Raw genomic sequence first — 12,668 nt, forward strand, 5'->3', positions numbered from 1 at the left:
GGGAGGCCGCCCCCGCCCCGAGCACCTGCGTGCGGGCGTCGTCCCGGGGCAGGACGCGAGTGGGGGCGTCGCCGCCGGGCAGGGCAGCCGTCGGCACGTCGGGAGCGGCCATGACGCGCGTGACGGCTTCGGTCGACCCGGCGCCCTCGACGGCCAGCGTGCGGGCCGCTCGGGCGACCTCGGCGGCGGCCGGACGGTCGTCGGGTGCTCGCGCGGTCATGCGCGTCAACAGTTCCGCCCACCCCGAGCCGATCGAGGCCGGGATCTCGGGGTCGCGGGTGAGACGGGCCATGACCGACTCGACGACCGACCCCGTGAAGACGCGCCGCCCGGTCAGCGCCTCGACCAGCACCAACCCGAGCGAATAGACGTCGGACGCGGGGGCCGGCGGACGCCCCTCGGCCTGCTCCGGGCTGACGAAGGCGGCGGTGCCCATCAGGGTTCCCGTGGCCGTCACCCGCGTCGAGTCGATCAGGTAGGCGATGCCGAAGTCGGCGAGCTTGGCCCGTCGGGGGTCGCCTTCGTGGTGCGGCGCGGCGAGCAGGATGTTCGCGGGCTTGACGTCCCGGTGGACGACGCCGGCGCGGTGCACCGCCGCCAGGCCGTCCGCGACGTCGCCGAGCACCGCCGCGGCCTCGGCGTGCGACAACGGACCGTCGGCGAGCACGGTCTGCAGGGTGGGGCCGTCGACGTACTCCATCACGAGGTAGGCGTCGTCGTCGTGGCCGTCGCCCTCGACCCGGGCGTCGTAGAGCGTGACGAGCCCCGGGTGGTTGAGGGAGGCGAGGAGGCGCACCTCGCTGACCTGGCGGCTGAGGTCGTGGACGTCGTGCCCGTCCGAGGAGAAGAGCTTGACGGCGACGACCCGGCCGAGCTCGAGGTCGCTCGCCCGGTAGACGGCCCCCATGCCTCCGCGCCCGACGATCGCGTCGAGGCGGTAGCGACCGCCGACGGTCGTGCCGAGGCGGGGATCGGCCTGCTCGCGGGGGCTCATGCGCCCGCTCCCGTCGACGCGCCGGGGAGCACGGGAGGAGTGCTGCCACCCGACCCCCGACTCGCGACCCGACGGGACACCACGGCGTCGAGCACCGTCTCGGCCACGGCGGTCTTCGACCCCTCGGCCTCGGACACCACGTCACCGTCGGCGTCGATCACGACGACGGCCGTGTCGTCGCTGCCGAAGCCGGTCGTCCAGCCCACCGTGTTGAGGACGAGCAGGTCCGCTCCCTTCCGCCGCTGCTTGGCGCGCCCGAGCGAGAGCAGTTCGTCCCGGTCGGCGGCCGTCTCGGCCGCGAAGCCGACGACCACCTGCCCCACGGCCCGACGGGCGACGAGCCCGGCCAGGACGTCCGGGGTCCGGACGAGACGGACGGTCAGCTCGTCGCCCGAGTCGTCCTTCCGGATCTTCCCGTCGGCCACCGACGACGGCCGGTAGTCCGCCACCGCGGCCGCCATGATCACGACGTCCGCCGCCGGGGCGTGCTCGCCCATCGCGGCGTCGAGCTCGAGGGCGGTGCCGACCTCGACGACGTCGATCGTCCCCTCCGTCTCGAGCGTCTGCCGCACGGCTCCGTCGAGTGCGGCCGCGACGACGGTGACGTGGGCACCGCGGCGGGCCGCCCCGAGGGCGAGCGCCGCCCCCTGCGTACCGCTCGACCGGTTGCCGACGAACCGCACGGGGTCCAGGGGCTCACGGGTGCCGCCGGCCGAGACGACCAACCGGAGGCCGTCCAGGTCGCCGACCCGCGCCTCCTGGTCCCGAGCACCCGGGGCGACGGCTCGCGGGGCGTCGGGGGAGCCCGGGCCGGTCACGAGGGCGAGTGCCGCGGCGACGATCTCGTCGGGTTCGCTCAGCCGGCCGGGCCCCACGTCGCCCCCGGTCAGCGGCCCGTCGTCCGGCCCGACGACGGTCACCCCGCGCGACCTCAGCAGGTCGACGTTCGCGACCGTCGCCGGGTTCCGCCACATCTCGGTGTGCATGGCGGGCGCGACGACGAGCGGCGCGGTGCTCGCGAGGATCGTCGTGCCGAGCAGGTCGTCGGACAGGCCGTGGGCGATCTTCGCCAGGGTGTGGGCGGTCGCGGGGGCCACGACGATCAGGTCGGCGCGCTGCCCCAGGGCCACGTGCCGCACCTCCGCGACGTCGTCGAAGACGGACGTGTGAACCGGGTTGCGGCTCGTGGCCTCCCAGGTGGGCGCCCCGACGAAGCGCAGGGCGGCCTCGGTCGGCACGACGTGGACGTCGTGCCCCCGCAGCACGAGGCCGCGGACGACCCCGACGGCCTTGTACGCCGCGATGCCGCCCGAGACGCCGACGACGACGGACAGGCGACGCGGGGCGTCGGCGGGGGAGGAGCGGGGGTGGTCGTGCGTCACGGTGGGCCTCGTCGATCGATGCGTCGGTCGGCCGACCCGGTGCCGGGTCGGTAGCGTTGCCCACCACGATGCCGCATCCCGCGGTCGAGCGTCGGCACCCGTCCCGACGAGCCCCCACCCTGAGGACCCCATGTGCACCGTCGTCGTCGCCGTCCAGCCGGACGCGCCCTGGCCCGTCGTCTTCCTCGGGCTCCGGGACGAGTCGCCCGACCGCCCCTGGGACGAGCCCGGCGCCTGGTGGCCCGACCTCGGTGAGCGGGTGACCGGGGTGCACGACCGCGAGGCGGGCGGGGCCTGGTTGGCGACCGCCCGGGGCCCGAGCCGGGCGAGCGTCGTGCTCAACCGTCACGAGGCGCCCGCGTCGCCGCCCGGCGGATGGACCACCCGCGGTGCCCTGCCCCTCCGGGCGGCCGCCGACGGCGTCCTGCCCGACGGGCCGCAGACGACCCGCACCTTCAACCTGCTCACCGCGGACGCAGGAGGCGCGGTGCACTCCGTCTGGGACGGCACCGCCACCGATACGGCCCGCCTCGCCGCCGGGGTGCACCTGCTCACGCACGCCGCCCCCGACGACCGGTCCGTGCCGCGCGTCGACCGCTGGCTGCCCCGGTTCCGTGACGTCGCGCCTCCGACCGGTCCGCTGCCGACGGGGGCCGAGGGCGAGGGCAGCTGGACGCCGTGGCTCGACCTGCTGCGCGAGAGCAGCGCCCTGCCGACGGACGACGACGACGCGCTCGTGCGGGCCGACCTGGTCGACGGACGCCTCTTCCATTCGCTGTCGCTGAGCACCGTCGCCGTCTCGGCCGACGACGTGGCCCACCGGCACGTGCGGCTCGACGGCGCCCCCTCGGTGGGGGAGGCGATCGCGCGACGCTGACGGGCGCGTGGCGACGCCGACGGGTGCGCGACGACGCCCGGCCTCCGTGGCCGCCAGGTCATGCGGAGTCATCGGGAATCACGCCCGCCCCCGCGGCGTTAGTGTCGGGAGGCTCGTCCGACCCCCGAGCCGCAGCAAAGGAACCCTCGTGAAGATCACCGCCGTTCGCACCGTCCGTCGACTCGCCTCCGTCGGCGTCGCCGCCGCCGCCGCCATCGCGCTGGCCGCCTGCGCGCCCGCCTCCACCGACGGGGTCGTCCAGTCCACCGGCAGCGCGACCGCCGACACGAGCGCGGCGAAGAGCCTGTCCGACATCCAGGCCGCCGGCGAGCTCGTCATCGGCACCGAGGGCACCTACCAGCCCTTCACCTACCACGAGGGCGGGGCCGGCGCGCTGACCGGCTACGACGTCGACGTCGCCACGGCCGTCGCCGAGAAGCTCGGCGTCACCCCGGCCTTCGAGGAGACGCAGTTCGACGCCCTGCTCGCCGGACTCACCGCCGGCCGCTTCGACCTCGTGGCCAACCAGATCTCGATCACCGACGAGCGTGAGGCCACGTACGACTTCTCGACGCCCTACACGGTCAGCCGCGGTGTCGTGATCACGGCCGCCGACAACACCGACATCACCTCGCTCTCCGACCTCGAGGGCAAGACGACGGCCCAGTCGCAGTCGAGCAACTTCTACACGACCGCCAAGGACGCGGGCGCCGACGTGCAGGTCGTCGACGGCTGGGCCCAGTCGGTCGCGCTCCTCGAGCAGGGTCGCATCGACGCGACCGTCAACGACGAACTGACCTTCCTCGACTACGTGAAGACCAACCCCGACCAGGCCGCCGGCATCAAGATCGCGGCGACCACGGACGACGTCTCGCGCTCGGCCCTGGTCACCACGAAGGGCAGCGACGACCTCGTGTCCACGATCGACGACGCCCTCGCCGAGCTCCGGGCCGACGGGACGCTGTCGTCGATCAGCGAGAAGTACTTCGGCCAGGACGTCAGCGAGTAGGCGTGCAGTCCTCCCTCGACCTCTTCTGGCGGTCGCTCTGGCCGATCGTGTCGGGGGCGCTCGTCGCGTCGATCCCGCTCGCCTTCGCGTCGATGGCGATCGGGCTGGTCATCGCCGTCGTCATCGCGCTGATGCGCCTGTCGGGCCAGACGGTCCTCGCGGGCATCGCCCGGGTCTACATCTCGATCATCCGGGGCACGCCGCTGCTCGTGCAGCTCTTCGTCGTCTTCTACGGCCTCCCGTCGATCGGCGTCAAGCTCGATCCCTGGCCCAGCGCCATCATCGCGTTCTCCTTGAACGTCGGCGGGTACGCGGCCGAGGTCATCCGCGCGGCCATCCTCTCGGTGCCCAAGGGCCAGTGGGAGGCCGCCCACACCATCGGCATGTCGCGGGGGCTCGCCCTCCGGCGGATCATCCTGCCGCAGGCGGCGCGCGTCTCGGTGCCCCCGCTGTCGAACACCTTCATCAGCCTGGTCAAGGACACCTCGTTGGCGAGCGTCATCCTCGTCGTCGAGCTGTTCCGTCAGGCCGAGCAGATCGCCACCGTCTCGAACCAGTTCCTGCTGATCTACCTCGAGGCCGCCCTGGTCTACTGGGTGATCTGCCTGATCCTGTCGTTCGGGCAGGACGCCCTCGAGAAGAGATTGGACCGCCACGTTGCCCGCTGACGTCACCCCGCCCCGGCCGGCCGACGAGACCGGTGCCCCCGTGCTGACCGTCCGGGGGCTGCACAAGGCGTTCGGCACGAACGAGGTGCTGCGCGGCATCGACCTCGAGGTGCGCCGCGGACGCGTCGTCGCCATCATCGGGCCCTCGGGCTCGGGCAAGACGACCGTGCTGCGGTCGCTCAACAGCCTCGAGGTGCCCGACGGGGGAGTCGTCACGCTCTCCGACGGCCGCTCGATCGACTTCGGCACCACGGTCGGCAAGCGCGACCTGCTGGCCCTCCGCGACCGCTCGTCGATGGTGTTCCAGCACTTCAACCTGTTCCCGCACCTCACGGTGCTGCAGAACGTCGTCGAGGGACCGGTGCGCGTCCAGGGACGCGATCCGAAGGAGGCGCGGGCCGAGGCCGAGGCACTCCTCGCGCGCGTGGGCCTCGCCGAGAAGGCCGACGCCTACCCGGCCGAGCTCTCGGGCGGCCAGCAGCAGCGCGTGGGCATCGTGCGCGCGCTCGCCCTGCGGCCCGAACTCCTGCTCTTCGACGAGCCGACCTCGGCCCTCGACCCCGAACTGGTCGGGGACGTGCTCACCGTCGTGAAGGAACTCGCCGACGAGGGCTGGACGATGATCGTCGTCACCCACGAGCTCGAGTTCGCCCGACGCGTGGCCGACGAGCTGCTCTTCATGGACGCCGGCGTCGTCGTCGAGCGGGGCCGTCCCGCCGACGTGCTGTCCCGCCCCCGCGAGGCCCGCACGCAGCAGTTCCTGCAACGGGTGCTCAAGCCGCTCGACGATTGACGGGACGTCCGCGCGACGCGCGACCCGCGCCTCCTCGATCGGGGACCAGGAGGCGCGGGTCGACTCCGCCGCGGACGCTCAGCCGAACAGGCGGTGCGAGGCGATGCGCGCGCCCTCGCCGAGCGAGGCCAGCTTGGCCACCGCGATCTGCGGGTGGATGCGACCGCCCAGGCCGCAGTCGGTCGAGGCGACGACGTTCTCGGGGCCGACCAGCGAGGCGAACCGTTCGATGCGGTCGGCCACGAGTTCGGGGTGCTCGACGACGTTCGTGGCGTGGCTGACGACGCCCGGCACGATCGTCTTGCCGGTCGGCAGCTCGACGTCGCGCCAGAGCTTCCACTCGTGCTCGTGACGGACGTTGGCCGCCTCGAACGAGTACGAGCCGGCCTCGATCTCGAGCATGAGGTCGACGATGTGACGGAACTCGACGTCGGTCGTGTGGGGACCGTGCCACGAGCCCCAACAGAGGTGGAAGCGCACCTGCTCCGGCGGCAGGCCGCGGAGGGCGTGGTTGAGCGCGTCGACGCGGATGCGGGTGAACGCCCGGTAGTCCTCGACGCTCGGCTCCGGGTTGATCTGGTCCCAGTTCTCGGCGATCGAGGGGTCGTCGATCTGGACGGTCAGGCCGGCCTCGACGATCGCCGTGTACTCCTCGCGCAGCACCTCGGCCCAGGCCCAGATGTGCTCCTCCTCGGTGGCGTAGAAGTCGTTGGCGATGCGGGCACCGCTGCCCGGGGACAACGACGTGAGGAAGCCCGAGGTCGAACCGCTCGCCTCGAGCCCGGCCTTCAGGTTGGCGATGTCCGAGGCGATGGCGGCGTGTCCGACGTAGGCCAGGGGTCCCGTCGTGCTCGGGAACGGCGTGGCACCCGAGCCCGTGCCGATGCCCGAGGTCGGGTCGGTGTAGGCGTCGTGGAAGGCCCGCCAGTCCCGGCGGTCGGGGAACGACGTCAGTCGTACGTCGCCGGGCGAGGACCGCAGGGCCGGCTGGCTGAAGATGTCCGACCCGGTCAGCGACAGCCCGCCGACCCTCTGGAACGAGTACGACCACCAGGCGCCGTAGTCGACCGCGCTCGTCATGGCCTTCCCGTACTCGCCGTCGCCGACGATCGTGATGCCGAGATCGCTCTGGCGCCGGACGAGATCGACGACGGCGTCGGTCAGCAGGGCGTCGAACTCGGGGGTGCGCTCGAGGGTGAAGCCGTCCTCGCCGAGGGCGCGTGCGTCGTTCGCGGCGATCAGCTCGGGCGTGCGCGGCAGGCTTCCCGCGTGGGTGGTCTCGATGCGGCCGGGGGTGGTCGTCATGGGGTGCTCCGTTCGTCGCCACCACTCTGGCCCCCGACCCCGGACGAGTGCGACGGGCACGACACGGGACGTCACAGCCGTGCGCTCGGGAACATCGGGCGGCCGTCGGCCGTTGCGTCCCGTGTCGGCCGGAGCCGGGCCCCTCGGGGGGCCTCGGTACGATCGACGGGAAGGGACACCGTGACCACCACCTCCTCCGCACCATCCACCCACCGTCCGGGGCTGTCCGACGACGACGCCCGCCGTCTGCGCGCCGACTTCCCGCTCCTCGGGCAGGACGTCAACGGCGAGCCGCTCGCTTACCTCGACTCGGGGGCGACCGCCCAACGGCCGGCGTCCGTGCTCGACGCCGAGCGGCGCTTCCTCGAGACGACGAACTCGGCCGTGCACCGGGGCGCCCACACGCTCGCCGCCCTGTCGACCGAGGCCTACGAAGAGGCGCGCGAGACGGTCGCCCGCTTCGTCGGTGCCGACGTCGACGAGATCGTCTGGACCTCCAACGCCACCGACGCCCTCAACCTCGTCGCGTACGGCGTCGCGAACGCGACGCACGGGCGGGGTGGTGAGGCCGCGCGACGCTTCGCCCTCGCGCCCGGCGACGAGATCGTCGTCACCGAGGCCGAACACCACGCGAACCTCGTCCCGTGGCAAGAACTCGCCGCGACGACCGGTGCCAGCCTGCGATTCGTGCCGGTCCGCGACGACGGCACCTGGACCACCGCCGACGCGGCCGCCGTGATCGGACCCCGCACGCGCCTCCTCGCCTTCGCCCACGTCTCGAACGTCACCGGCCTCGTCGCGCCCGTCGCCGAGCTGGTGGCGCTGGCGCACGACGTCGGCGCCCTCGTCGTCCTCGACGCCTGCCAGTCGGTCCCGCACCGCCCCGTCGACCTCCACGACCTCGACGTCGACTTCGCCGCCTTCTCGGGCCACAAGATGCTGGGGCCCACGGGCATCGGCGTCCTCTACGGCCGGGCCGAGCTGCTGAACGCCCTGCCGCCGTTCCGGACCGGCGGCTCGATGATCACGACGGTGACGATGGAGGGCTCCGAGTACCTCCCCGCTCCGCAGCGCTTCGAGGCCGGCACGCAGCCCGTGTCCCAGGCCGTCGCCCTGGCCGAGGCCGTGCGCTACCTCGACGCCGTCGGCATGGACCGGGTGCGCGCCCACGAGGAGGCCCTCGCCGACCTGCTCGTCCGCGGCCTCGAGGCCGTCGACGGCGTCACGGTCGTGGGTCCACCGGCCGGCGTGCCGCGATCGGGACTCGCCAGCTTCGTCGTCGACGGGGTGCACGCCCACGACGTCGGCCAGTTCCTCGACGCGCGCGGCATCGCCGTGCGGGTCGGCCACCACTGCGCCCAGCCACTGCACCGTCGTCTCGGGGTGACGGCCACGACGCGGGCCAGCACCTACCTGTACTCGTCGAGCGACGAGGTCGACCGGCTGGTCGCCGGGGTCGCCGAGGTCCGCGGCTACTTCGGCGTCGTCTCCCCGGAGCCCGTCGACGAGAAGGCCGAGGAGGCGCGGTGAGCGCCGCCCTCGACGGCCTGTACCAGCAGGTCATCCTCGACCACGCCAAGGCGCGGCACGGCGACGGCGAGCTGCCCGGGGCCGACGCGCAGCACCACGAACGCAACCCGACCTGCGGTGACGAGATCACCGTCCGCGTCGCCCTCGAGCCCGGGACCGACCGCATCGCCGACCTCCGCTGGCAGGGCGCCGGCTGCAGCATCTCGATGGCCTCCGCCTCGGTGCTGGCGCAGCTGGCTCCGGGTCGCACGCTGACCGAGCTCGACGCACTCGTCGGGGAGTTCCGCGAGATGATGCGGTCCCGGGGCGCCGGGGAGCCCGACGACGAGGTCCTCGGCGACGCGGTCGTGTTCCACGGGGTCTCGAAGTTCGTCATGAGGGTGAAGTGCGGCATGCTCGCCTGGGTCGCGGCGGAGGCCTGTTCCACCGAACTGCGCGCCGTCTGACCCGACCGGGGCCTCGTCGCGCGTCGGGCGCCTGGTCGGCCGGTCGGCGGTCGGTCGACGACTAAAGTGGTCCCCGCCCCTCGACGATAGGAACCACCGCCGTGTCCGACCAGACCGACATCGACCCGACCGCCTCCTCAGCCGCCCACGGCCTCTCGGCCGTCGAGGTCACCGCGACGACGACCGGCTCCGAGCTGTTCACCGACAAGTCGGTCGTGGCCGTCCGGGTGTCCGGCGAGCTCCGCGACCTGGCGACCGAGCTGCACGCGGGCGACGTGGCCGAGCCGGTCACGATCGACTCGCCCGACGGCCTGGCCATCCTCCGGCACTCGGCTGCGCACGTGATGGCCCAGGCGGTGCAGCAGATCAACCCCGAGGCCAGGCTCGGCATCGGACCGCCCGTCACCGACGGCTTCTACTACGACTTCGACGTCGCGGAGCCCTTCACCCCCGACGACCTCAAGGCGATCGAGAAGGGCATGGAGCGCATCATCCGTCAGGGCCAGCGCTTCCGTCGTCGCGTCGTGACCGACGACGAGGCCCGCGAGCTGCTCGCCCACGAACCGTTCAAGCTCGAGCTCATCGGGCTCAAGGGCGGGTCGGCCGACGACCTCGGCGCCGACGGAGAGTCGGTCGAGGTGGGCGGGGCCGAGCTCACGGTCTACGACAACCTCGACCCGAAGACCGGCGAGGTCGTCTGGTTCGACCTCTGCCGCGGTCCCCACGTGCCCAGCACGCGCCTCCTCGGCAACGCCACGAAGCTGATGCGCGTGGCGGCCGCCTACTGGCGCGGGTCCGAGAAGAACCCCCAGCTGCAACGCATCTACGGCACGGCGTGGCCCACCAAGGACGACCTGCGCGCCTACCAGGCCCGACTCGAGGAGGCCGCCAAGCGCGACCACCGCAAGCTCGGCGCCGAGCTCGACCTCTTCTCGTTCCCCGACGAGATCGGCTCCGGTCTCGCGATCTTCCATCCGAAGGGCGGCATCATCCGTCGCCAGATGGAGGACTACTCGCGCGAGCGCCACGAGAAGGCCGGGTACGAGTTCGTCTACACGCCGCACATCACCAAGGCGGCCCTGTTCGAGACCTCGGGCCACCTGGGTTGGTACAAGGACGGCATGTTCCCGGCGATGCACCTCGACGAGGCACGCAACGACGAGGGAGAGATCACCCGTCAGGGTGCGGACTACTACCTCAAGCCGATGAACTGCCCGATGCACATCCTGGCGTACCGTTCGTCGGCCAAGTCCTACCGTGACCTGCCACAGCGCCTGTTCGAGTTCGGCACCGTGTACCGCAACGAGAAGTCCGGCGTCATCCACGGGCTCACCCGCGTGCGCGGCATGACCCAGGACGACGCGCACATCTTCACCACCCGTGACGACATGGCGGCCGAGCTCAAGGGCACGCTCGACTTCGTCCTCAGCCTGCTGCGCGACTACGGCCTCGACGACTTCTACCTCGAGCTGTCCACCAAGGACCCCGAGAAGTACGTGGGCGACGACGCCACCTGGGACGAGGCGACGGCGACGCTGAGGCAGGTCGCAGAAGAGACCGGCCTCGAACTCGTACCCGACCCGGCCGGCGCGGCGTTCTACGGGCCGAAGATCTCGGTCCAGGCACGCGACGCGATCGGACGCACCTGGCAGATGTCGACGGTGCAGCTCGACTTCAACCTGCCCGAGCGCTTCGACCTCGAGTACACGGCTGCCGACGGGTCGCGTCAGCGTCCGGTCATGATCCACCGTGCGTTGTTCGGTTCGATCGAGCGCTTCTTCGGCGTGCTCACCGAGCACTACGCCGGGGCCTTCCCGGTCTGGCTGGCGCCCGTCCAGGTCGTGGCGATCCCCGTCGCGGACGAGTACGGCGACTACCTCGACGGCGTCGTGGCACGTCTGCGCGAGGTCGGCGTCCGGGCGCAGGTCGACCACAGCGACGACCGCATGCCGAAGAAGATCCGCACGCACACCAAGGCCAAGGTGCCGTTCCAGTTGATCGCCGGCGAGGACGACCGCGCGGCCGGGGCCGTCAGCTTCCGCTACCGGGACGGCTCACAGGAGAACGGCGTGCCGCTCGACGAGGCGATCGCCAAGATCGTCGCGGCCATCGAGACCAAGGCCCAGGTCTGAGCGTGGTCGCCGACGGGTCCGCGGCCGAGTCCTCCGCCGACTTCGCCGCGGTCCCCGACGCGTTCCAGCGACTCTGGACGCCGCACCGCGCCGTCTACGTCGAGGCGGGCCAGAGCGCCCACGACGACTCCTGCCCGTTCTGCAGCGCCCCCTCGAGGTCGGACGACGAGGCGCTCATCGTGGCTCGGGGCGAACACGCCTACGTGTTGCTCAACCTCTACCCCTACAACCCGGGGCACCTGCTGGTCTGCCCGTACCGGCACGTCTCCACGTACGACCTCGCCACCTCCGACGAGGTGGCCGAGATCGCCTCCCTGACCCAGACCGCCATGCGGGTCCTCACGCAGGTGTCCCACGCGCAGGGCTTCAACATCGGCATGAACCAGGGGCAGGTCGGCGGAGCCGGCATCGCGGCCCACCTGCACCAACACGTGGTGCCGCGCTACGGCGGCGACTCGAACTTCTTCCCGATCATCGCTCAGACGAAGGCCGTCACGCAGCTGCTCGGCGACGTCCGCGTCGCGGTCTCCGAGGCCTGGCCGAGGGACGGCGACGGCACGACGCCGACGGCGGCGTCGGCGGTCTGATCGGGCCTAAGATAGGGGCCATCATGAGCGACACGACCCCTGCCTCCCACCAGTCCTCCACCACCGGTTCGAGCCGCGTCAAGCGCGGTCTCGCCGAGATGCTCAAGGGCGGCGTCATCATGGACGTCGTCAACGTCGAGCAGGCGAAGATCGCCGAAGACGCCGGGGCCGTGGCCGTCATGGCCCTCGAGCGCGTTCCCGCCGACATCCGGTCCCAGGGCGGTGTCGCCCGCATGAGCGACCCCGACATGATCGACGAGATCGTGGCGGCGGTCTCGATCCCCGTCATGGCGAAGGCCCGCATCGGCCACTTCGTCGAGGCCCAGATCCTCCAGACCCTCGGCGTGGACTACATCGACGAGTCCGAGGTGCTGAGCCCGGCCGACTACGTCAACCACATCGACAAGTGGAACTTCACCGTCCCCTTCGTCTGCGGGGCCACCAACCTGGGCGAGGCGCTGCGTCGCATCACCGAGGGCGCGGCCATGATCCGCTCCAAGGGCGAGGCCGGCACCGGTGACGTGTCCGAGGCCACCAAGCACATCCGCACGATCTCGAAAGAGATCGCCCAGCTCCGTGGGCTCAAGTCCGACGAGCTCTACGTCGCCGCGAAAGAACTGCAGGCTCCCTTCGAGCTCGTGAAAGAGATCGCCGAGACCGGCAAGCTCCCCGTCGTCCTCTTCACCGCGGGCGGCGTCGCGACACCCGCCGACGCGGCTCTCATGATGCAGCTCGGTGCCGACGGCGTCTTCGTCGGTTCGGGCATCTTCAAGTCGGGCAACCCCGCCGAGCGTGCCAAGGCGATCGTCAAGGCCACCACCTTCTTCGACGACCCCCAGGTCGTGGCCGACGCGTCGCGCGGTCTCGGCGAGGCGATGGTCGGCATCAACGTGCCCGACCTCCCCGCACCGCACCGCCTCGCCGAGCGCGGCTGGTGACCTCGGG

The 12,668-nt window shown here is 72.1% G+C and carries 12 protein-coding genes; 9 read left to right on the forward strand and 3 right to left on the reverse strand.

The annotated features are described in order from the left end of the window. On the reverse strand, positions 1-994 hold a 994-nt coding region (locus IFT36_RS00005; protein WP_200412150.1), incomplete at its 3' end, for a serine/threonine-protein kinase. After that, a complete protein-coding gene (coaBC, locus tag IFT36_RS00010; protein WP_056047462.1) occupies positions 991-2,328 on the reverse strand; it encodes a bifunctional phosphopantothenoylcysteine decarboxylase/phosphopantothenate--cysteine ligase CoaBC in 1,338 nt (445 codons plus the stop codon). The genes IFT36_RS00005 and coaBC, both read right to left, overlap by 4 nt. Positions 2,329-2,506: 178 nt before the next feature. Here coaBC and IFT36_RS00015 point away from each other — a divergent pair, with 178 nt between their 5' ends. The 4 genes from IFT36_RS00015 to IFT36_RS00030 all read left to right on the forward strand — a co-directional run bounded on the left by IFT36_RS00015 (position 2,507) and on the right by IFT36_RS00030 (position 5,723). Beyond that, positions 2,507-3,253, forward strand: a complete 747-nt coding sequence (locus IFT36_RS00015; RefSeq protein ID WP_056045413.1) for an NRDE family protein — start codon at positions 2,507-2,509, stop codon at positions 3,251-3,253. 154 nt (positions 3,254-3,407) lie between these two features. Next, the gene (locus IFT36_RS00020; RefSeq protein WP_200412210.1) at positions 3,408-4,262 is read left to right on the forward strand and encodes an amino acid ABC transporter substrate-binding protein; all 855 of its coding nucleotides are present in this window, start codon (positions 3,408-3,410) and stop codon (positions 4,260-4,262) included. A 2-nt stretch (positions 4,263-4,264) separates the two neighbouring features. Then, a complete protein-coding gene (locus IFT36_RS00025; protein ID WP_159826530.1) occupies positions 4,265-4,930 on the forward strand; it encodes an amino acid ABC transporter permease in 666 nt (221 codons plus the stop codon). After that, entirely contained in the window at positions 4,920-5,723 is an 804-nt protein-coding gene (locus tag IFT36_RS00030) for an amino acid ABC transporter ATP-binding protein (RefSeq protein WP_207113969.1), read from the forward strand. The genes IFT36_RS00025 and IFT36_RS00030 overlap by 11 nt, the downstream gene beginning before the upstream one ends. 78 nt (positions 5,724-5,801) lie before the next feature. Here IFT36_RS00030 and IFT36_RS00035 read toward each other — a convergent pair whose 3' ends face one another. Beyond that, a complete protein-coding gene (locus IFT36_RS00035) occupies positions 5,802-7,028 on the reverse strand; it encodes a cobalamin-independent methionine synthase II family protein (protein WP_200412151.1) in 1,227 nt (408 codons plus the stop codon). 222 nt (positions 7,029-7,250) lie between these two features. On the opposite strand from IFT36_RS00035, the gene IFT36_RS00040 reads away from it, so the two are divergent. The 5 genes from IFT36_RS00040 (at position 7,251) to pdxS (ending at position 12,661) form a co-directional block, all read left to right on the forward strand. After that, entirely contained in the window at positions 7,251-8,558 is a 1,308-nt protein-coding gene (locus IFT36_RS00040) for an aminotransferase class V-fold PLP-dependent enzyme (protein WP_200412211.1), read from the forward strand. Next, positions 8,555-9,004, forward strand: coding sequence for a Fe-S cluster assembly sulfur transfer protein SufU (gene sufU / locus IFT36_RS00045; protein WP_123570113.1), 450 nt, complete (start codon positions 8,555-8,557; stop codon positions 9,002-9,004). The genes IFT36_RS00040 and sufU overlap by 4 nt, the downstream gene beginning before the upstream one ends. 194 nt (positions 9,005-9,198) lie before the next feature. Further along, positions 9,199-11,136: a threonine--tRNA ligase gene (gene thrS / locus IFT36_RS00050; RefSeq protein ID WP_213016629.1), complete on the forward strand. Its 1,938-nt coding sequence runs from the start codon at positions 9,199-9,201 to the stop codon at positions 11,134-11,136. 2 nt (positions 11,137-11,138) lie between these two features. After that, complete coding sequence (locus tag IFT36_RS00055; protein WP_374058360.1) at positions 11,139-11,723, forward strand: HIT family protein; 585 nt, start codon at positions 11,139-11,141, stop codon at positions 11,721-11,723. Positions 11,724-11,746: 23 nt separating this feature from the next. Continuing rightward, positions 11,747-12,661 carry a pyridoxal 5'-phosphate synthase lyase subunit PdxS gene (gene pdxS, locus IFT36_RS00060; protein WP_123570111.1) on the forward strand — a complete coding sequence of 305 codons (915 nt, stop codon included), beginning with the start codon at positions 11,747-11,749 and terminating at the stop codon, positions 12,659-12,661. Positions 12,662-12,668: the final 7 nt, after the last annotated feature.

Origin of the sequence: Frigoribacterium sp. CFBP 13605, from assembly GCF_014839405.1 — a bacterium.
In the GTDB taxonomy this organism is placed as follows: domain Bacteria; phylum Actinomycetota; class Actinomycetes; order Actinomycetales; family Microbacteriaceae; genus Frigoribacterium.